This window comes from Pseudomonas sp. MWU16-30323, assembly GCF_020515595.1.
GTDB lineage: Bacteria > Pseudomonadota > Gammaproteobacteria > Pseudomonadales > Pseudomonadaceae > Aquipseudomonas > Aquipseudomonas yamanorum.
Window position 1 is genome coordinate 1 of sequence record NZ_JAIWYM010000010.1, and the last position, 21,141, is coordinate 21,141.

General features: G+C 61.6%; 18 protein-coding genes. 11 read left to right on the forward strand and 7 right to left on the reverse strand.

Annotated elements, in window-relative coordinates:
* Positions 1-175 precede the first annotated feature (175 nt).
* From LIY45_RS13920 to LIY45_RS13950, 7 genes are all read left to right on the forward strand, one after another.
* Positions 176-757 (forward strand): alpha/beta hydrolase, encoded by a 582-nt coding sequence (locus tag LIY45_RS13920; RefSeq protein ID WP_063033614.1) that lies wholly within the window; start codon positions 176-178, stop codon positions 755-757.
* A gap of 48 nt (positions 758-805) precedes the next feature.
* The gene (locus LIY45_RS13925; protein ID WP_226476672.1) at positions 806-1,732 is read left to right on the forward strand and encodes a sigma 54-interacting transcriptional regulator; all 927 of its coding nucleotides are present in this window, start codon (positions 806-808) and stop codon (positions 1,730-1,732) included.
* 147 nt (positions 1,733-1,879) lie between these two features.
* Positions 1,880-2,662, forward strand: coding sequence for a MetQ/NlpA family ABC transporter substrate-binding protein (locus LIY45_RS13930; RefSeq protein WP_003211822.1), 783 nt, complete (start codon positions 1,880-1,882; stop codon positions 2,660-2,662).
* Positions 2,663-3,222: 560 nt separating this feature from the next.
* Positions 3,223-3,888, forward strand: a complete 666-nt coding sequence (locus LIY45_RS13935; protein WP_063033611.1) for an amino acid ABC transporter permease — start codon at positions 3,223-3,225, stop codon at positions 3,886-3,888.
* Positions 3,869-4,528, forward strand: a complete 660-nt coding sequence (locus LIY45_RS13940; RefSeq protein WP_226476673.1) for an amino acid ABC transporter permease — start codon at positions 3,869-3,871, stop codon at positions 4,526-4,528. Before LIY45_RS13935 ends, LIY45_RS13940 begins: the two co-directional genes overlap by 20 nt.
* Positions 4,525-5,301, forward strand: coding sequence for an amino acid ABC transporter ATP-binding protein (locus LIY45_RS13945; protein ID WP_017478085.1), 777 nt, complete (start codon positions 4,525-4,527; stop codon positions 5,299-5,301). The genes LIY45_RS13940 and LIY45_RS13945 overlap by 4 nt, the downstream gene beginning before the upstream one ends.
* Positions 5,298-6,173 carry a transporter substrate-binding domain-containing protein gene (locus LIY45_RS13950; RefSeq protein WP_226476674.1) on the forward strand — a complete coding sequence of 292 codons (876 nt, stop codon included), beginning with the start codon at positions 5,298-5,300 and terminating at the stop codon, positions 6,171-6,173. Before LIY45_RS13945 ends, LIY45_RS13950 begins: the two co-directional genes overlap by 4 nt.
* Positions 6,174-6,290: 117 nt before the next feature.
* Here LIY45_RS13950 and LIY45_RS13955 read toward each other — a convergent pair whose 3' ends face one another.
* The gene (locus LIY45_RS13955; RefSeq protein ID WP_093202955.1) at positions 6,291-7,451 is read right to left on the reverse strand and encodes an AAA family ATPase; all 1,161 of its coding nucleotides are present in this window, start codon (positions 7,449-7,451) and stop codon (positions 6,291-6,293) included.
* A 122-nt stretch (positions 7,452-7,573) separates the two neighbouring features.
* Between LIY45_RS13955 and LIY45_RS13960 the strand changes: the two genes are divergently transcribed.
* The 4 genes from LIY45_RS13960 (at position 7,574) to LIY45_RS13975 (ending at position 15,089) form a co-directional block, all read left to right on the forward strand.
* Positions 7,574-8,680: an efflux RND transporter periplasmic adaptor subunit gene (locus LIY45_RS13960; protein WP_226476675.1), complete on the forward strand. Its 1,107-nt coding sequence runs from the start codon at positions 7,574-7,576 to the stop codon at positions 8,678-8,680.
* Complete coding sequence (locus LIY45_RS13965) at positions 8,677-9,747, forward strand: efflux RND transporter periplasmic adaptor subunit (protein WP_226476676.1); 1,071 nt, start codon at positions 8,677-8,679, stop codon at positions 9,745-9,747. The genes LIY45_RS13960 and LIY45_RS13965 overlap by 4 nt, the downstream gene beginning before the upstream one ends.
* Positions 9,744-12,797, forward strand: a complete 3,054-nt coding sequence (locus tag LIY45_RS13970; RefSeq protein ID WP_017478090.1) for an efflux RND transporter permease subunit — start codon at positions 9,744-9,746, stop codon at positions 12,795-12,797. The genes LIY45_RS13965 and LIY45_RS13970 overlap by 4 nt, the downstream gene beginning before the upstream one ends.
* Before the next feature lie 120 nt (positions 12,798-12,917).
* A complete protein-coding gene (locus LIY45_RS13975) occupies positions 12,918-15,089 on the forward strand; it encodes a glycoside hydrolase (RefSeq protein WP_226476677.1) in 2,172 nt (723 codons plus the stop codon).
* Between the two features lie 122 nt (positions 15,090-15,211).
* On the opposite strand, the gene LIY45_RS13980 is transcribed toward LIY45_RS13975, so the two are convergent.
* The 6 genes from LIY45_RS13980 to LIY45_RS14005 form a co-directional block, all read right to left on the reverse strand.
* Positions 15,212-15,838 (reverse strand): class I SAM-dependent methyltransferase, encoded by a 627-nt coding sequence (locus tag LIY45_RS13980; protein ID WP_226476678.1) that lies wholly within the window; start codon positions 15,836-15,838, stop codon positions 15,212-15,214.
* 39 nt (positions 15,839-15,877) lie between these two features.
* On the reverse strand, positions 15,878-16,522 hold the full coding sequence (locus tag LIY45_RS13985; RefSeq protein ID WP_226476679.1) for a methionine ABC transporter permease: 645 nt from the start codon (positions 16,520-16,522) through the stop codon (positions 15,878-15,880).
* A complete protein-coding gene (locus LIY45_RS13990) occupies positions 16,512-17,630 on the reverse strand; it encodes an ATP-binding cassette domain-containing protein (protein WP_017478093.1) in 1,119 nt (372 codons plus the stop codon). Before LIY45_RS13990 ends, LIY45_RS13985 begins: the two co-directional genes overlap by 11 nt.
* A 2-nt stretch (positions 17,631-17,632) precedes the next feature.
* The gene (locus LIY45_RS13995; RefSeq protein WP_167663040.1) at positions 17,633-18,442 is read right to left on the reverse strand and encodes a MetQ/NlpA family ABC transporter substrate-binding protein; all 810 of its coding nucleotides are present in this window, start codon (positions 18,440-18,442) and stop codon (positions 17,633-17,635) included.
* Positions 18,443-18,583: 141 nt separating this feature from the next.
* Positions 18,584-19,936, reverse strand: a complete 1,353-nt coding sequence (locus tag LIY45_RS14000) for an LLM class flavin-dependent oxidoreductase (protein ID WP_226476680.1) — start codon at positions 19,934-19,936, stop codon at positions 18,584-18,586.
* Entirely contained in the window at positions 19,936-21,129 is a 1,194-nt protein-coding gene (locus tag LIY45_RS14005) for an SfnB family sulfur acquisition oxidoreductase (protein WP_226476681.1), read from the reverse strand. Before LIY45_RS14005 ends, LIY45_RS14000 begins: the two co-directional genes overlap by 1 nt.
* Between the last annotated feature and the right edge of the window lie 12 nt (positions 21,130-21,141).

Genomic DNA, 21,141 nt, shown 5'->3' on the forward strand with positions numbered 1-21,141 from the left:
GGAACCATAAGCCGCCGTTACCTAAATAACGGATATGTACCCCAACCCCCTAACCCCCCCCCACACCCTCAAACAAACATTTTGGTTATTAATAAATAGCTTCTTATTCCTTAACGAATATATACCCGGTGCCTATACTGACCCACAACGTTAAACGCTGCAGGAGGGCACACCCATGCACAGCGAGTCGATTCGTTATCTGATCGTGCCGGGCTGGCAAGGATCGCCAGAAGATCATTGGCAAAGTCATTGGCAGAACAGCCTGCCCAACAGCGCACGCGTGGAGCAAGCCGACTGGCTCACCCCGCGCCGCGAAGACTGGGTGGCCGCACTGGCCGAAGCCATCGCCGCCGACAGCACCCCGGTGATTTTGATTGCCCACAGCCTGGGCTGCATCACCGTCGCCCATTGGGCCGCCACCGCACCCGTGCAGTTCCTGCGTCAGGTACGAGGCGCCTTGCTGGTGGCCCCGGCCGATGTCGAACGCCCTGCCTGCGCTCCCGCCCTGCGTAACTTCGCGCCAATCCCCAACCATCTGCTGCCGTTCCCAAGCCAGGTTGTCAGCTCCGATAACGACAGCGCCGTCAGCGCCACCCGAGCCCTGGAACTGGCGCGTAACTGGGGCGCCGAAGCGGGGATTCTCGCGGGGGCCGGGCATATCAATGTGAAGTCCGGCCATCAACGCTGGGAACAGGGTTTCGCCTACCTCTATCGCCTGCAAAATCGCCTGGAACATCATTCCCGGCGCCGTGCATAAAATTTTTTAAACGCCCCTTCCCCTTCGTGGATGGGGCGGGAGTCTGCCATGAGCCTGCATGAAACCTTCGGTCAGCCCCTGCTGACTTTCCCCGACGCCGAAAAAAGCCCCCTGAGCATTCGTGCCAAGGCGCTGGTGTTTGTCGACCCGCGTTCGCGGCAACTGCGCGAAGACCTCGAAAACCTCGCCCCCCGTGCCTTGCCTGTGTTGATTCGGGGGGAAACCGGCAGCGGCAAGGAATTGCTCGCCCGGCATATCCACCGGGGCAGTGACCGCACCGGCCTGTTTGTCTCGGTCAATTGCGGCGCCATCAGCCCGACTTATGCCGACGCCGAATTGTTCGGCTATGCCGCAGGCAGCCACAGCGGCGCGGTCAGCAGCCGCGCCGGCTGGTTTGGCTCGGCCAACGGCGGGACCTTGTACCTGGATGAGATCGGCGACCTGCCGTTGCCGATCCAGGTCAAGCTGCTGGCGGCGCTGGAAAACCACGAAGTGATCCGCGTCGGCGCTCATCAGCCAAGTCCGGTGGATGTGCGTCTGGTGGCGGCCACCAGCATTGACCTCGCCCAGGCCGTGGCGGCCGGCAAGTTTCACGAGCGCTTGTTCCATTACCTCAGCGAAGGCCAGTTGGAGTTGCCGGCACTGCGGGAGCGGGTGGGGGACATCCTGTCACTGGCCGAATATTTCCTCGGCATCTACAGCCAGCGCCTCGACCTGCCGGTGCCACTGATCAGCGACGAAGCCCAGCGCGTGCTTGAGCATCACAGCTGGCCGGGCAACACGCGGGAGTTGGAGAACGTGATTCACTTTGCCCTGCTGGTCAGCAGTGGCGACGAGATTTTGCCGGAGCATTTGAACCTGCCGCTGCCTTCGGTGGCGCAGATCGAGCACCAGGCGCGGCAGATTCTCAGCAGCGGTACCGACGCTGAACGTGATGCGTTGAAGCGTCTACTGAAAGGGTTGGCGTCTGTATGAGCAAAATGGAATATCAAAGTGAATAAAAAGTATTGTTCTGGAATAAAAAACCTCGGTATTGTCCGCTTCACGCCGCGATAGCACTTCGCTGGCACTCAACTAAAAGCGGCCGTCCCAGACGACCCGGATTTTCGATAAGGACACTGCATGAAAAAGGTTCTGTTGTTTACCGCACTGGCGGCTGCCCTGACTGCAAGCTTCGCCCAGGCCAACGAGAAACTGGTGGTAGCCGCTACCCCGATCCCGCACGCCGAGATCCTTGAGCTGGTCAAGCCGACCCTGGCCAAAGAAGGCGTGGACCTGGAAATCAAAGTCTTCACCGACTACGTACAGCCGAACGTACAGGTGGCCGAGAAGCGTCTGGACGCCAACTACTTCCAGACCCTGCCGTACCTGGAAAACTTCAACAAGGGTAAAGGCACCAACCTGGTGACCGTGGTCGGTGTGCACGTTGAACCCTTCGGTGGTTACTCGAAAAAGATCAAAAACATCTCTGAGCTGAAAGATGGCGCCACCGTGGCCATCCCGAACGAAGGCAGCAACTCCGGCCGTGCCCTGCTGCTGCTGCAAAAGGCTGGCGTGATCACCCTGAAAGATCCAACCAACGCCCTGGCCACGCCGAAAGACATCGCCAGCAACCCGAAACACCTGAAGTTCAAAGAGCTGGAATCGGCCCTGCTGCCACGGGTGCTGGACCAGGTTGACCTGGACCTGATCAACACCAACTACGCCCTGGAAGCCGGCCTGAACCCGGCCAAGGACGCACTGATCATTGAAGACGCCAAGTCGCCGTACGTGAACTTCCTGGTTGCCCGCCCGGACAACAAGGACAGCGACGCGATCCAGAAGCTGGCCAAAGCCCTGACCAGCCCGGAAGTGAAAGCTTTCATCGAGAAGAAATACAACGGCGCGGTCGTGCCGGCGTTCTGATCGAGCCCCAAAACCTCCTTCAAGGTTTAAACGCCGACGGCTTCTACAGCGTCGGCGTTTTTTATCGTTGGAATACAATCGAAATGTGGGAGCGGGCTTGCTCGCGAATGCGGTGGGTCAGCCAACACATCTGCTGACTGATACACCGCATTCGCGAGCAAGCCCGCTCCCACATTGGGTAATGCGTCAGCTCAGATATTTCGGCTGTTAATGGCCCTGCGCAGCGCCACCAGCCACTTCACCAGTTCCTGCGGATCAATCGGTTTTGCCTCCTTCATCGCTCATTCCCTCGTGTGTTGGTTGGCCGCCAGTCTGGCCACGCGCTGCCTATCCCTGAAGTGCAGCACCGATAAAAAGACCTTTCCTACTTCCCCCGGAACAGTAGCTGTCATCCGCCGGTACCGCGAATCCGCCGGTTATCTATTTGGGTGATATCAATATGCTATTTCGGTATTTAAATTTTGCTTTTTATACCTTTAAAGTCGGCGCTACTCAGCGTTACCCACGCTGAACCGGACCGCACCAACGCCGCATTACCCCTGTGGCGTCAGGGATTTCAGATGACCTTCGATTACGCATTTATCCTCAGCACACTGCCGGCGTTTCTCAAGGCTGTGGGCGTGACCTTGCAAGTCGGCCTGATCGCTATCGGCACCTCGTTAGTGGTGGCCCTGATCAACGCTGCGCTGCTGGTATTTCGCACGCCCTACGTGTGGCGCCTGGTGGCGCTGTACGTCGAACTGGCGCGCAACACACCGCTGCTGATCCAACTGTTTTTCGTCTACTTCGCGTTGCCGGCCCTGGGCTTGAACATCTCCGGATTCTGGGCGGCGATCATCACCATGACCTTTCTCGGCGGCGCCTACCTCACGGAAGTGCTGCGCGCCGGGGTCGAGGCGGTGCCGCTGGCACAGATCGAATCGGGCAAGTCCATCGGCCTGTCCCACTGGCAACTGCTGCGCCATGTGATCCTGCCCCAGGCCGGGATCCTCAGCCTGCCGGCGCTGTTTGCGAATTTTATTTTCCTGCTCAAGGAAACCACCATCGTGTCGGCGGTGGCGGTGCCGGAAATTCTCTACACCACCAAAAGCTACATCGCCCTCTATTACAAAACCTACGAAATGCTCGCCGTGCTGACGCTGATCTGCGTGCTGTTGTTCCTGCCGCTGTCGCTGCTGCTCAGCCGCCTTGAAAGGAGGCTCCAGCATGGCCAGTTCGGGTCTTGAATTACTTTGGGTGTCGTTGCCGCAACTGGGCAAGGGCGCTGCGCAAACCCTGTCGATCTCATTCCTGAGCATTGCCTTCAGTACCGTCGGCGGCGTGTTGTATGGCGTGCTGCGCACACTGAATTCAAAAGCGATCAACCTGGTGCTGCGGATTTACCTGGAGCTGTTCCGCGCGATCCCGGTGCTGGTGTGGCTGTATTTGCTGTTCTTCGGCCTGCCGATTTTCTTTGGCCTGAGCATTCCGAGCTTCTGGTGCGCGGTGTTGGTGTTGTCGCTGTGGGGCGCCAGTGAAGTCGGTGAAGTGGTGCGCGGTGCCTTGCATTCGTTGCCCCGTGGCCAGCGTGAAGCCGGCCTGTCGATTGGCCTGTCGGACCCGCAACTGTACGGCTACGTGTTGCTGCCCCAGGCCCTGAAACGCATGACCCCGCCGACCATCAACGTCTACACCCGCCTCATCAAGACCAGTTCCCTGGCGGTGCTGATCGGTGTGGTGGACGTGATCAAGGTCGGCCAGCAAATCATCGAGCGCACCTACGAGTCGGTGTTGATCTACGGCGCGCTGTTCCTGTTTTTCTTCTTTATCTGCTACCCGTTGTCGGCCGCCTCCAAGGTGCTGGAACGGCGCTGGGCCCAAGCATGAGCGCATTGATCGAGTTCCAGGGTTTCAATAAATACTTCGGCGACCAGCAGGTGCTCAAGGGCATCGACCTGAGTGTGCAAAGCGGCGAAGTGGTGGTGATCCTCGGCCCCAGCGGCTGCGGCAAAAGTACTTTGCTGCGGTGCCTCAATGGGCTGGAAGTGGCCCACAGTGGCAGCCTGCGTTTTGCCGGCAAGGAGCTGCTGGACAAGGCCACCGACTGGCGCCAGGTGCGCCAGGACGTGGGCATGGTGTTCCAGAGTTATCACCTGTTCCCGCACATGAGCGTGCTCGACAACATTTTGCTCGGCCCGCTGAAAGTGCAAAAACGCGAGCCCCGTGAAGCCCGGGCCCAGGCTGAAAAACTGCTGGAACGGGTGGGCCTGTCGGACAAGCGCGACGCTTACCCGCGCCAGCTTTCGGGCGGCCAGCAACAACGCATCGCCATCGTCCGCTCGTTGTGCATGAACCCGCAGGTCATGCTGTTTGACGAAGTCACCGCTGCCCTCGATCCGGAAATGGTCAAGGAAGTACTGGAAGTGATCCAGGGCCTGGCCCGGGACGGCATGACCCTGCTGATCGTCACCCATGAAATGGCCTTCGCCCGCGCCGTCGCCGACCGCGTGGTGTTCATGGAGGCCGGCCGCATCCTCGAACAAAACACCCCCGAGGCATTCTTTACGAACCCGCAAACCGCACGCGCGCAGCAGTTCCTGGAGAAGTTCTCCTTTGTTTCAACACTGCCCAAAAGAACCAAGGAACTGGAGCTGTCATGAAAACTGCCAAGTTGTTATTCCCCCTGTTCGGCCTCGCTTTGCTGGCCGGCTGCAACAAATCCGAAGAGCCCGCCAAGACGGCCGCTGCGGCCACCCCGGCCCCGGCTGCGGTGAGCTACATCGACAAGATCAAGGCACGGGACAAGCTGATCGTCGGCGTATTCACCGACAAGCCGCCGTTTGGTTTCGTGGATGAGTCCGGCCGTTATGTCGGCTTCGATACCGACATCGGCCGCCGTTTCGCCAAGGACCTGCTGGGCGACGAGAACAAGGTTGAATTCGTCGCCGTAGAGCCGGCGAGCCGCATTCCGTTCCTGCAAAGTGACAAGGTCGACCTGATCCTCGCCAACATGACGGTGACGCCGGAGCGCAAGGAAGCGGTGGACTTCACCAACCCAAACCTGAAAGTCGCGGTGCAGGCCCTGGTGCCGCAGGACAGCTCGGTGAAAAGCCTGGACGACCTGGCGACCCGCACCACCATCGTCACCACCGGCACAACCGCAGATATCTGGCTGACCAAGAACCACCCGGACTGGAAACTGCTGAAGTTCGAGAAAAACTCCGAGTCGCTGCAAGCGTTGTCGGCGGGCCGTGGTGATGCGTATGCCCAGGACAACCTGGTGTTGTTCAGCTGGGCCAAGCAGAACCCGGGCTACCGTGTGCTGGAGCAGAAACTGGGGGATGAAGCGCCGATTGCGCCGGCGGTGAAGAAGGGCAACATCGAACTGCGGGATTGGGTGAATGCCGAGCTGGCCAGGCTGGGCGAGGAGAAATATCTGCTCAAACTGTATGACCAGTATGTTCGCAAGGAACTGAGCGATGACACCAAGCCTGAGAGTGTGATTGTTGAAGGCGGGAAGTGGCAGGGTTGACCCGTCAGTGATCGTTCCCACGCTCCGCGTGGGAATGCCGCCTTGTACGCTGCGCGTCTGCTGTTGGGACGCGGAGCGTCCCGTTATGCATTCCCACGCAGAGCGTGGGAACGATCATCAGCTGGGCCAATGCCACGCCGGCTCATCCAGCACCCGCTGCCCCACCACCTGCGTCTGTCCCATCACCTTTTCCAGCACGATCGAATTACACCCTTCATCCTGCTGCAACGCCGCAATCAAGCGGCTGGCATGGGACACCACCCACACCTGGCACTGCTGCGACACCTGGATGATCAGCCGCGCCAATGCCGGCAACAGGTCCGGGTGCAAACTGGTTTCCGGCTCGTTCAACACCATCATCGTCGGTGGCCTTGGCGTCAACAGCGCCGCCACCAGCAGCAAATAGCGCAAGGTCCCGTCCGACAGCTCCGCTGCCGACAACGGCCGCAGCAACCCTTCCTGATAAAACTCAATGGCAAAACGGCCGCCCTGCAACGGCTCGATATTCAACCGCGCGCCGGGAAACGCGTCGCTGATTGCACGCTGCAAGGCGTCCGGATCGCCAATCTCGCGAATGGTCTGCAACGCCGCCGCCAGATCCCGACCATCGTGATGCAACACCGGCGTGCGTGTACCCAGTTGCGGCTGGCGCACTGGTGCATCGACATCGCTACGAAAGTGATCATAAAAGCGCCAGCCACGAATGCTTTCACGCAGCAGCAACACTTCCGGCGAACCCCGCAGGCTGCCGACCTGATCGAACAGGCTGTGGTAGTTCGGCGTGTGCTGGGCCAGTACATCCCAGGCCCGGCCTTCGCGAGCGCGCACCATCGGGCCGGAGCGCTGTACCAGCAGGCTCGCTGGGCGGTACACATGGCCGGCCCAGATGCATTCTTTCTTGATCTCCGGATCGAGGGAAAAATAGGACTCGCCCGGCTCCGGCAACCCCAGGGAAATCGCATAGCTGAAATCCTCCCCGGCGAACCCCAGGCGCAAACGCTTGGCGCCCTGGCGCACGATGGGTTCCACCGCGACTTCACCACTGAGCATGCGCCGGCTGATGTTTTCCGGCCCGGCCCAGAAGGTCGAATCCAGCCCACCCTCGCGGGCCAGTGCGTTGATCACACCGCCTTGGGCCGTCTCCGCCAGCAGCCGCAGGGCGCGGTACAGGTTGGACTTGCCGCTGCCATTGGGGCCGGTGATCAGGTTCAGCCGATCCAGCGGCACCACCAATTTGTTGATCGAGCGGTAATTGGCCACCGCGAGGGTTTTGAGCATGAGAAAAATTATCGGTTTGGGAACCATTGGAGTATGGGATTCTCCATGCAGATAAGGAACCCTGTTCTAAGCTCACAGTCGCATAGACACTGGCACGGCGGCATCACGCAAAAGGAGCCTGCATGGGCGGTCCCAACTCCACATTTATTATCCTCGGCCTTGGCCTTCTGGCGCTGTTGAGCGGTTGCGGCCAGGAAAAAGCCGAACCCAAGGAACATTCCCGAGTGTTTGTGCAGACCGTGAAGTCCACCGACTTTGCCGCCGCCGTGACCTTGACCGGCGATATCCAGGCCCGGGTGCAGACCGATCTGTCGTTCCGCGTCGGCGGCAAAATCATCCAGCGTATGGTGGATGTCGGTGACCGCGTCAGCGCCAAGCAAGTGCTGGCCAAGCTCGACCCGAAAGATTTGCAGACCAACCTCGACTCCGCCCAGGCCCAGGTGGTCGCCGAACAGGCGCGGGTCAAACAGACTGCCGCCGCGTTTGTGCGCCAGGAAAAACTCCTGCCCAAGGGCTACACCAGCCGCAGCGAATACGACTCCGCCCAGGCCGCGCTGCGCAGCAGTCAAAGCGCGCTGACTGCCGCCCAGGCGCAGTTGGCCAATGCCCGTGAGCAGTTGGGCTACACCTCGCTGATCGCCGACGCGCCGGGCATCATCACCGCGCGCCAGGCCGAGGTCGGCCAGGTAGTACAGGCCACCGTACCGATCTTCAGCCTGGCCCGGAATGGCGAGCGCGACGCGGTGTTCAACGTCTATGAGTCACTGCTGGTGGAGCCACCACCTGATAAACCGATCACCGTCAGCCTGCTGGACAATCCGCAGATCACCGCCGTGGGCAAGGTTCGCGAAGTAACCCCGGCCGTGGCCGCCAATACCGGCACGGTGCAAGTCAAAATCGCCCTCGACGCACTGCCCCAGGGCATGCAACTGGGCTCGGTGGTCAGCGCCACCGCCAACGGGCCGGCCAAGGCCAGCATTGAATTGCCGTGGGCCGCATTGACCAAAGACATCAGCGAACCAGCGGTATGGTTGGTGGACGCTGATGGCAAGGCGCAACTGCACAAGGTCACGGTCGCGCGCTATCTGACCGGCAAGGTCATCATCAGCGACGGCCTCAAGGGCGGCGAAAAAGTCGTGGTGGCCGGCGGGCAATTGCTGCACCCCGGCATGATCGTGGAAATCGCCCAGCCGCCGGATCAGGCCCAGGCCCAAGGAGTGCAGCCATGAAGCGGCTGACGTGTGTGCTCGCCGCCAGCCTGCTGTTGATGGCGTGTTCCAAGGAAGAGCCGACGCCGGAGCCGGTGCGCCCGGTGCTGTCGATTGAAGTGAAGTCCGAGGATCAGGAAAACCTCGGCCGCTTCGCCGGTACCATCCAGGCCCGTTATGAAAGCAACCTGGGGTTCCGTGTGCCGGGGCGCATTGCCCGGCGCGCTGTGGATGTGGGGGCTGAAGTGGAGCAGGGCGCTTTGCTGGCCGTGCTCGACCCCACTGATCAACAGAACCAGTTGCGCGCTGCCCAAGGCGATTTGGCCCGGGTCCAGGCGCAGTGGATCAACGCCCAGGCGAATGCCCGTCGCCAGCAGGAACTGTTCAACCGCGGCGTCGGCGCCCAGGCCCAACTGGATGTGGCCCAGACCGACCTGAAAACCACCCAGGCCTCCCTCGACCAAGCCAAGGCCTCGGTCAACCAGGCCAAGGATCAGCTCAACTACGCCGAACTGCGCACCGACCACGGGGGCATCGTCACCGCCTGGAATGCCGAGGCCGGCCAGGTGGTCAGCGCCGGGCAGCAAGTGGTGACCCTGGCGCGACCGGACATCAAGGAAGCCGTCATCGATTTGCCCGCCGGCCTCGCCGAACGCCTGCCGCCGGACGTGGTGTTCCTGGTCGCCGGGCAGATGGACCCCGCCGTCAGCACCACCGCCACCGTGCGCGAGATTGAACCCCAGGCCCAGAGCGCCACCCGCACCCGTCGCGCCCGCCTGACCCTGGCCGAAACGCCGCCCGCGTTTCGCCTCGGCACCGCTATCAGCGTTACCCTCAGTTCAGCCATCGCTCCACGCATCGAGCTGCCCCTCACTGCCTTGCAGGAAGCCGACGGCAAGACCCGCATCTGGGTGATCGACACCCAAAGCCAGACCGTACAACCCCGTGACGTCACCATCGTCAGCCGTGACGCCGACAGCGCCTTGCTCAACGCTGGCGTCAAACCCGGCGAGCGCGTGGTGACTGCCGGCGTGAACAGCCTGAAGCCCGGGCAAAAAGTCAAAATCGACGAGGACAGCCCGCGATGAAAGGGAGCTTCAACTTATCCGACTGGGCCCTCAAGCATCAGTCCTTCGTCTGGTACTTGATGTTCGTCGCGCTGCTGATGGGCGTGTTTTCGTACATGAACCTCGGCCGCGAAGAAGACCCTTCATTCACCATCAAGACCATGGTGATCCAGACCCGCTGGCCCGGTGCGACCCAGGAAGAAACCCTGAAGCAGGTCACCGACCGCATCGAGAAAAAACTCGAAGAGCTGGACTCCCTCGACTACGTGAAGAGCTACACCCGGCCCGGTGAGTCCACGGTGTTTGTGTTCCTCAAGGACACCACCAGCGCCAAGGCGATCCCGGAGATCTGGTATCAGGTCCGCAAGAAGATCGACGATATCCGTGGCAGCTTCCCCCAAGGCTTGCAGGGGCCGGCGTTCAACGACGAGTTCGGAGACGTGTTCGGCTCGGTGTATGCGTTCACCGCCGATGGCCTGTCGATGCGCCAGTTGCGCGACTACGTCGAGCAAGCACGCGCCGAGATTCGTTCGGTGCCGGGGCTGGGCAAGGTCGAGATGATCGGCCAGCAGGACGAAGTGATTTACCTGAATTTCTCCACCCGCAAACTCGCGGCCCTGGGGATTGATCAGCGCCAGGTGGTGCAGAGCCTGCAATCGCAGAACGCGGTGACCCCGGCCGGGGTGATCGAGGCGGGGCCGGAGCGGATTTCGGTGCGTACCTCCGGGCAGTTCGCCTCGGAGAAGGACCTGGCCAACGTCAATCTGCGGCTCAATGACCGTTTCTATCGGCTGGCTGACGTGGCGGAAATCACCCGTGGCTATGTCGACCCGTCGACGCCGATGTTCCGTTTCAACGGCAAGCCGGCGATTGGCTTGGCCATCGCCATGCAGAAGGGCGGCAACATCCAGGACTTCGGCAAGGCCCTGCACAAACGCATGGACGAGCTGACCGCCGACCTGCCGGTGGGTGTGGGCGTGCACAAGGTTTCCGATCAGGCAGAAGTGGTGGAAGAGGCCGTCGGCGGCTTTACCAGCGCACTGTTCGAGGCCGTGATCATCGTGCTGGTGGTGAGCTTTATCAGCCTCGGCGTGCGCGCGGGGTTGGTGGTGGCGTGCTCGATTCCATTGGTGCTGGCGCTGGTGTTCGTGTTCATGGAATACAGCGGCATCACCATGCAGCGGGTGTCACTGGGCGCGTTGATCATTGCCCTCGGCCTGTTGGTGGACGACGCGATGATCACCGTGGAGATGATGATCACGCGCCTGGAAAAAGGCGAAACCAAGGAGCAGGCGGCAACCTTCGCCTACACCTCCACGGCATTCCCGATGTTGACCGGCACACTGGTGACCGTCGCCGGTTTTGTGCCGATTGGGCTTAACGCGAGCTCGGCGGGCGAGTACACCTTCACCTTGTTCGCGGTGATTGCCGTGGCGATGCTGGTGTCGTGGGTGGTCGCGGTGTTGTTCGCGCCGGTGCTCGGGGTGCACATCCTCAGCAGCAAGGTAAAACCCCATAACGCCGAGCCTGGCCGTGTGGGGCGGGCGTTCAATGGCGGCATGCTGTGGGCCATGCGCAATCGCTGGTGGGCCATCGGCATCACCGTGCTGTTGTTTGTGGCGTCGGTGTTTTCCATGCAGTTTGTGCAGAACCAGTTTTTCCCGTCCTCGGACCGCCCGGAAATTCTCGTCGACCTCAACCTGCCGCAAAACGCCTCGATCAACGAGACCCGCAAGGCCGTCGACCGTCTTGAGGCGATCATCAAGGACGACCCGGACATTGCTCGCTGGAGCACCTATATCGGCCAGGGCGCGATCCGTTTCTACCTGCCGCTGGACCAGCAGTTGGAGAACCCGTACTACGCGCAACTGGTGATCGTCAGCAAGGGCCTGGAAGAGCGCGGCGCGTTGATCGCGCGCCTGCAAAAACACCTGCGGGAAGATTTTGTCGGCGTCGGCAGCTTCGTCCAGCCGCTGGAAATGGGGCCCCCGGTGGGGCGTCCGATCCAGTACCGGGTGTCTGGCAAGGACATCGATCAGGTGCGTAAACACGCCATCGAACTGGCGACCATGCTCGATAAAAACACCCACATGGGCGAGATCATCTACGACTGGAACGAGCCGGGCAAAGTCCTGCGGGTGGACATCGCCCAGGACAAGGCGCGGCAACTGGGGCTGTCGTCGGAAGACGTGGCGCAGTTGATGAACAGCGTGGTCAGCGGTGCGTCGGTGACCCAGGTGCATGACGACATCTACCTGATCAACGTGGTCGGCCGCGCCGAAGACGCCGAACGGGGTACGCCGGAAACCTTGCAGAACCTGCAGATTGTCACGCCCAACGGCACCTCGATTCCGCTGCTGGCGTTCGCCACTGTGCGTTATGAGCTGGAACAGCCGTTGGTGTGGCGTCGCGACCGCAAACCGACCATCACCATCAAGGCGGCGGTGCGCGACGACATACAGCCCACCGACCTGGTGAAACAGCTCAAGCCGGACATCGACAAGTTCAGTGCTGGGTTGCCGGTGGGCTACAAGGTCGCCACTGGCGGCACCGTGGAAGAAAGCGGCAAGGCCCAGGGCCCGATCGCCAAGGTGGTGCCGCTGATGCTGTTCTTGATGGCGACTTTCCTGATGATCCAGCTGCACAGCGTGCAGAAGATGTTCCTGGTGGCCAGCGTCGCACCGTTGGGGCTGATTGGCGTGGTGTTGGCGCTGATTCCCACGGGCACGCCCATGGGCTTTGTGGCGATCCTGGGGATCCTCGCGTTGATCGGCATCATCATCCGTAACTCGGTGATCCTGGTGACCCAGATCGACGCCTACGAGCGCGACGGGTACACGCCGTGGGATGCGGTGGTGGAAGCCACCGAACACCGGCGTCGGCCGATCCTGTTGACGGCGGCAGCGGCCAGCCTGGGCATGATCCCCATTGCCCGGGAAGTGTTCTGGGGGCCGATGGCCTACGCGATGATCGGTGGGATCATCATCGCCACCTTGCTGACGCTGCTGTTCCTGCCGGCGCTGTACGTGGCCTGGTACAAGATTCGCGAGCCGAAGAAAGAAAACGCCTGACAGCCACTGCGATGACATTCCTACACGGACGTGGGAATGTTCCCTGAAACATTTTTTGCCCTTGGCGCCCGGTCAATTGTTTTACCCTCCGGGCCTGATCCTTTTGCCAAGGCCTGCCCCATGCGTTGTTTCCTGCTGGTTTGTACCTTGTTGCTGTCGCCCGTGGCCCTTGCCGGCACGGTGTTGGAGAACGCCCTGTGGCGCGTTGAGCTCGACCCGGCGACCCTCGCGATCCACGTTATCCCCAGCGAAAAAACCGCCGTGCAGGCTTCAAGCGGCGTCCCTGCGCACCGGGTCAACCAGCTCTCCCAAAGCGCCAGCCAGGCCAGTTGGCAATGGGATGAGGGCGCTTATCGACTGAGCGCCACCCTCGATCAACGGGATCTTGCCCTGACGATCACCGCCCGTGATGCCGGTGAGTTGGCGATCCTGCGCCAACCCGCCAGCGCCATGGGCAAGGGCCTGATCTGGCCCCTGGCCGAAGGGCATTATGTGCCGGCGGGCAATGCGGTATGGAAGGACTTCCTGCTGGAGCAGGGCGACGTCAACACCACCCAGGACCTCAGTTTGCCGCTGTGGGGCGTGGACCACGGCGCGTTCACCCTCAACTGGCTGATGACCAATCCTTACAACAACCGTTTGCACTGGCAGGCCGACGGTAAAGGGCTGGCGATGTCCGCCTTCCATGAATTCACCACGCTGGACCCCGCCGCGCCGATGACCGTGCTGTTGCACCTGGGCGAAAGCGACCCGCTGGCCGGCGCCAAGCGTTATCACCAATGGCTGGTGGAGCAGGGGCTTTTTGAACCGTTGGCAGACAAGTTGCGGCAAACCCCGGAAGCGGAAAAGCTGCTGGGCGCCAGCCATATCTACCTGTGGGGCAATGACCTGCTGAGCCTGGGTGATGTGCGTGATTGGCCGCAGTTGCTCAAACTGCTGCGCAGCGGCAAAGGCTTGGCGGCGGAGTTGAATGGTTTGCTGGACAAAGAGGCTGCGCAGGTTCGACAGGTCAAGCAACCGTATGAGCAGGCTGTCCTGCTGCGCGGCCTGAACGCGGCGATCAACAAAAAAGCCCGGCAGGGCTGGCAGCCCTCCACCGAGCCGGACATGACCCAACTCGCTGGCGGCTATGGCGCGCTGCGCCGCGAATTGGCCGTGGCCTTTGCCGGTGCCTTGAGCACAACGCCCGAGACCTGGGGCAACACCTTGTCGGTCACCAATGCATTGAAAGGCGCGGGCTTCAAACGCCTCTTGGTGACCCAGGGCGAAGGCTGGGAAGGTGGGCTCTGGCATCCTGAAGCAGTGAAGGCCGGGGTCGACGCCGGTTACTTGATGGCGCCCTACGACTCTTATGAAACGGCACTGTCTGCCACTGAAAACCCCGACTGGATCACCGCGCACCTGGGCAGCAAGGCCTACGGCGAGTGCGCGATCGTGTTGAAGGGCGGCCAGTTGAAGACCGGCTTCCAAAAGTCCGGCCACTACACCGACCCGCGCTGCGTGCGCCCATTGCTGGAGGCGCGGATCAAGGCGGTGCAGGCCAAGTCCGGGTTCAACGCCTGGTTCCTCGACGCCTATGCCACCAGCATGCTGTTCGACAGCTACCGCACGGGCGCGAGCATGACCCAGGCACAAAACGCCGAAGGCAATATCGACGCAGCCCGCTGGATCAATACCGCGCTCAAGTTGCCGACAGGTTCCGAGGACGGCAACGCGATCACCGCCCAAGGCATCCTGTTTGCCCACGGCATGCAAACGCCGGTGCTGGGCTGGGGTGATAGGGAGATGACCCAGGACAAGCAGTCGCCCCATTACGTCGGGGCCTGGTACCCGCCGGAGCAGCCGGCAGTGTTCTTTAAATCCGTACCGTTGAAGGAGCCGTTTCGCACGGTCTACTTTGACCCGACGATGCGCCTGCCGCTGTATCAGGCGGTGTTCCACGGCTCGGTGATCACCACCCATCATTGGCTGTTCGACAGCCTGAAACTGAGCAACGTGCGAGCCGAGAACGAGCTGACGCAACTGCTCTACAACGTGCCGCCGCTGTATCACCTGAGTGCGGCGACGGTGAAGCAGCGCTTGCCGTTGATTCAGCGCCAGGACGCGTTCTTCCGTCCGTTGCATGAGCGGTTGGCGACTCAGGCGATGACCGATTTTCGCTGGCTGACGGCAGATAAACAGGTGCAGCAGACCACCTTTGCCGATGGGACGCGGTTGGTGGCGGATTTTGCTGAGGGGCGTATTACGGCTTTTGTGCCTGGCGCCCAGGCTGTGGTGTATCAGGTAGATTAGAGGTGGCTGTGAGTCCATCGCAGGCAAGCCAGCTCCCACATTTGACCGGGTTGTCAGGGCTTGCACCGATCAACGGTGGGAGCTGGCTTGCCTGCGATGAGGCTGGTTCAGGCAATGCAGCTCTAAACCTTCTTCCACACACTCGCCAGCCACGGCTGCTGTTCCCGAGGCAACCCAGCGGGCCGGTAGTAATGCTCCAACTCCACAAACCCCGCCGCCGTCAACAGCTCCTGCCAGGCTCGCAAGTCGTGATATGAGCCATACCGCGGCCCGTTCCAACCCTCCTGGTTTTCACCCCGAGGGTTTGAGCTGAACAACACACCACCGACCTTCAGCGCCCCATGCAACTGCCCGAGAATGCGCGGCAACTCCTGCTTGGGAATATGAAACAGCACCGCGTTGGCGAAGATCCCGTCGAAACGCGCGGCGGGCAAATCCAGCTTCAGGAAGTCCTGCTGCAGCACTTCACAACCGCTGTCTTCCCGGGCCATCTGTGCAAAGCGCTCCGAACCATCGAGCCCCACCGCGATATGGCCCATGCGGGTAAACGTCTGCAAATCCCGCCCCGGCCCGCAGCCAAAATCCAGTACGGTAAACGGCGCGTCGCCCTGGATATGCCGCAGCAGCGCATCAATGTTCTGGCTCACATCGTGATCGCGGGTGCCTTCACGGAAATCCTCGGCCACTTTGTTGTAGTGGCCGAGGGTGGTGGAGGTGATCTGGTCGAGGTCGTCGGGGGCGAGTTTCATGGCGGGCAATACCGGGCGCTGAGAGGGCCCGACTATACCTCACCTCTTGTTCAGAACCCTGGCCAACCGATCGCCGCCCAACTGAATCACCGCCACCAGAATCACCAGGAGCACAATCACCGTGAGCATGATCTGGGTATCAAAGCGCTGATAGCCATAGCGGTAGGCAATATCCCCCAGCCCGCCGGCACCAATTGCCCCGGCCATGGCCGAGGAGTTGATCATCGTCACCAGGGTAATCGTGAACCCGCCGACAATCCCCGGCAGCGCCTCCGGCAGCAGCACGTGCCAGACGATATGCCAGCGTCGGCAGCCCATGGCCTGTGCGGCCTCGATCAAGCCGTGATCGACCTCGCGCAGGCTGACCTCGGCGATCCGCGCAAAGAACGGCGTGGCGGCGATGGTCAACGGCACTATCGCGGCCCACACGCCATAGGTGGTGCCGACGATCAGCCGGGTGAACGGGATCAGCGCCACCATCAGAATCAGGAACGGAATCGAGCGGAACAGGTTAACGAACGCCCCCAGCACCCGGTTCAAGGCGGGCGCTTGATAGATGCCGCCTTTGTCGCTGGTCACCAGGAACACCGCCAGCGGAATCCCCACCAGCAGCGCAATCAACGACGACACACCCACCATCAACAGCGTGTCGATGGCGCCCTGCAATAAACGATCAAACCACATAGCCCAGCACCTCCACCTGTTGTGCCCAGCGCCCGGCGCGGGTGCGCAGTTCTTCGGCGGTCAGGGCCGAGCCGCTCACCGCCAGCAGCAATTGCCCCAAGGCATGCCCCTGGATGCGCTCCACGCCGCCTTGCAGCAAACGCACACGCCCGCCGAGGGCGCTGAACAGCGCGGCCAGGTCGGGCTCGTCTTCGGCACTCCCGGTCAGTTGCAAGCGCAGCACCACGGCAGCGTCCCTGGATGCCGGAGTGGCCTGCAAGCGGCTTTGCAACTCTTCCGGCAGGCCATGTTGCAGCGGGGCCAGCAGGGTTTTGCTGACGTCATGTTGCGGGTTGCCAAACACTTCCCACACCGGGCCTTGCTCCACCACGTGGCCGTGTTCCAGCACCACGACGCGGTCGCAGATTTCGCGAATCACGGCCATTTCGTGGGTGATCAACACGATGGTCAGGCCCAGGCGCTTGTTGATCTCCCGCAGCAGGCCGAGGATGGATTGGGTGGTCTCCGGGTCGAGCGCCGAAGTGGCTTCATCGCACAACAGAATCTGTGGGTCATGCACCAGCGAACGGGCAATGCCCACCCGCTGTTTCTGCCCGCCGGACAGCTGCGCCGGATAGGCCTTGTGCTTGTCCTGCAAACCCACCAATTCCAGCAGCTCGCGCACCTTCTTCTCGCGCTGCTCTTTGGGCACGCCCGCGACTTTCAGCGGCAATTCGACGTTCTGCCACACGGTCTTGGCCGACATCAGGTTGAAGTGCTGGAAGATCATGCCGATGCGTCGACGCAGGGCGACCAGGCGGTCTTCGTCGAAATCGCCGATGTCTACCTGATCAATCAGCACCCGGCCGCTGCTCGGTTGTTCCAGGCGGTTAATGGTGCGGATCAGCGACGACTTGCCGGCGCCGCTGCGGCCGATGATGCCGAAGACTTCACCGCGCTGGATTGCCAGGTCGATGCCTTGCAACGCAGGCACTGATTGACCGTCATAGGTCTTGCCGAGGTTGATGAATCGCACGTGGGCATGGTTCAGCGCCGGATGCAGCTCGGTCTGCTGCGCGTCCAGGTGCGGTGGTTGCGTCTCGCGTCGTTGTGCTGTAGCGGCGCTCATATTCAGCCTTCCCAGCCGACTTGGTAGAGCTTGCCAAGGGATTTATCCAGGGCGGCGCGTACCACCGGCGAGTGCTGGTAGATGTCGATGAACTTGATCAGGCGCGGGTCGGTTTTGCTTTTCGGCTGGATCACGAACTGGATTACGTATTCCTTGTGGTCGATGCCGTCGAACAGCAAGGCCGACTCAGGATCGAAGGTCTTGGACAGGCGGATATACGCCGGGTAGCCCTGCACCAGGTCGGCGTCGTCATAGGCGCGCACCAGTTGCACGGCTTCCACTTGCAGGATCTTGATCTTCTTCGGGTTGGTGACGATGTCTTCTTCGGTGGCCTTGTAGCCCACGCCTGGCTTGAGGGTGATCAAGCCCGCCTTGGCCAGCAATTGCAGGCCGCGACCGCTGTTGATCGGATCGTTGGCAATCGCGACCGTTGCGCCTTGAGGCAGGTCGTTGAAGTTCTTGTACTTCTTCGAATACAGGCCAACGTTGTTGATGATCCCCGGGGCGAACGGCACCAGGTCAAACCCGGCGGCGGCCTTGGCGTTTTCCAGGAACGGGATGTGCTGGAAGTAGTTCACGTCGATATCGCCCGCTGCCAGGCTGACGTTGGGTGCAATCCAGTCGGTGAACTCCACCAGTTCGACTTTCAAACCCTGTTTGCCGGCCTCTTCGACAGCGGCTTCCAGGGGAATGGCGAAGGCGGCGGTGGTGCCGACTTTCAAGGGAGCGTCAGCGGCGAATACCGCCGAGCTGAAGAGCCCGAGGGCGAGGGCCAGTGCTTTGACTGGGTGGCTGAGCAATGTTTTTTTCATCGTGGATTTCCAGTCATAAGGTGTGAGTGCAAACAACTCGGTCAACTGTGGGAGCTGGCTTGCCTGCGATAGCGGTGGGTCAGCGACATTTCTTCAACTGACACTCCGCAATCGCAGGCAAGCCAGCTCCCACCTTTTGGTTCAGTGTCGGTAGGTGGAACCGGTGTGTTGTTCGGGCAGGTGCGCGGAGCGGTGGAACACTTTTTCCCGCAACGTCCCGGTGTCATACGCGGTCTTGTACGAGCCCCGGCGCTGCAGTTCCGGCACCACCAGTTCGATAAAGTCGACGTAGCTTTCCGGGGTGACGATGCGCGTCAGGTTGAAGCCGTCCAGGCCGGTTTCGCTGATCCATGATTCAAGTTCATCCGCCACCTGTGCCGGCGAGCCCACCAGGGTGATGTAGCGGCCGCCGAGGGCGTGTTGTTCCAGTAATTTGCGCCGGGTCCAGTCGTTGTTTTGCAGGTTCTTGGTTGCGGACTGGATGGCGTTGCTCTTCACGTACTGGATCGGCTCATCGATTTCGTATTGGGAAAAATCAATCGCGGTAGACGCCGAGAAATGCGCCACGCCGGCTTCCGCGCTGGCGTAGCTCAGGTACTCGGCGTGCTTGGCCCACGCGGCTTCTTCGGTGGCGCCGACAATCACGTTCAGCCCCATGAACACCTTGATGTCCTCCGGGTTGCGCCCGGCTTCCACGGCGCTGGCGCGCACCTTGTCCACCTGGATTTTGGTCGAGGCCTTGTTCTGCCCGCTGATGAATACGCACTCGGCGTGGCGCCCGGCGAACAGCAAGCCCCGGTCGGAGCTGCCCGCCTGGAACAGCACCGGCGTGCGCTGCGGCGACGGCTCGCACAGGTGATAGCCCTCCACCTGATAGAACTCGCCTTTGTGTTCGACCTTGTGCACCTTCTCCGGCTGGGCATACACCCGCGCTTGCGGATCGTTGATCACCGCGTCGTTTTCCCAACTGCCTTCCCAGAGTTTGTAGAGCACTTCCAGGTATTCGTCGGCCTGGTCATAGCGCCGGTCATGCTCGACCTGCTCGGTCAGGCCCATGGCCTTGGCGGCGCTGTCGAGGTAGCCGGTGACGATGTTCCAGCCCACCCGGCCACGGCTCAGGTGGTCGAGGGTCGACATGCGCCGGGCGAACAGATACGGCGGTTCATAGGTGAGGTTGGCGGTCAGGCCGAAGCCGAGGTTTTTGGTCACCGCCGCCATGGCCGAGACCAGCAGCAACGGGTCGTTGACCGGCAGCTGGATCGACTCTTTGAGCGGCACATCCACCGAATTCTGGTAGACGTCGTACACGCCGACGATGTCGGCGATGAACAGTCCGTCGAACAGCCCGCGCTCCAGCAGCTGTGCCAGTTCGGTCCAGTATTCGAGGGTCTTGTACTGGGTCGAGTTGTCCCGTGGATGGGTCCACAGGCCATGGTTGATGTGCCCGATGCAGTTCATGTTGAAGGCATTGAGCAGGATCTTTTTCTTTGCCATCAGATAGTCCCCCGCAGTGGCGGGTTTTCATCGTTGAGGTAGTAATTGCCCACAGCAAAGTACTTCCAGCGCACCGGGTCGTGCAGGGTGTGCACCCGGGCGTTGCGCCAGTGGCGGTCCAGGCCGTGTTCGGCGAGGGTGGCCTGGCTGCCGGCGAGTTCGAACAGGGTGCTGCCAGCGGCCAGGGCAATCTCGGTGCTGAGGGCGCGCACTTCGGCGACCGCGATGGATGCGGCGGCGACGGTGTCGGCATTGCTGTCGGCCTGGGCGCGGTCGAGGAACTCACCGGAGCGCTCCAGCAGTGCTTCGGTGGCGTGCAGGCGGATGCTCAGGTGGCCGAAGCTTTTCAGGGTCAGCGGGTCTTCGGTGGCCTTGTCGCTGGTGGCGTCGATCCACGGCCGGGTCTTGGTGCGCACGAAGTGCAGCGCATCTTCATAGGCTGCGCGGGCGATGCCGGTGTCGATGGCGGCGTGAAGGATCTGCGCCAGCGGGCCGACAGTGGTCGGGCGTTCGAAGGCGCTCTGGAACGGGATCACGTCCTGGGCCGCGACCCACACGTTATCGAACACCACCGAACCGCTGCCGGTGGTGCGCTGGCCGAAGCCGCTCCAGTCATCGATCACGCTCAGGCCCTCGCTGTCACGGGTGACAAAGGCCAGTTGCTGCACGCCGTTTTCGTCCACCACAGAAGTAGGAATACGTTGGGCGTAGATCGCGCCGGTCGAGTAGAACTTGCGACCGGTGATACGGAAACCGTCACCGTCGCGGGTGATTTTCGTGAGGCGGTCGTGGGCGGTCTTGGTGCCCAATTCGGCCAGGGCATTGCCGAAGCGCTGGCCGGCGAGCACTTCGGCGTACAGGCGTTTTTGCTGCGCCGGGCTGCCATTTACCCGCAGTACTTCGAGGGCATAAAAGTGGTTCTGCGGGATCTGCCCCAAGGACGCATCCGCCTGGGCAATCAGTGCCGTGACCTTGGCCAGGGTCACGTTGGAAACGCCGGCACCGCCGAACGCCTTGGGCACGCTGATGCCCCACAGGCCGGAGCGGGAAAACACGTCCAGTTCAGGCAGGGGCAAGCGGCGTTCGCGGTCACGCAAGGCGCTGTCGCGGCGGAAGTCTTCGGCCAGGTCGCTGGCGACAATGAGGGCTTGTTCATCGCTGGTAATAACCGCGACGTGATGAGAAAGAGTCATAGGTTTCTCCAG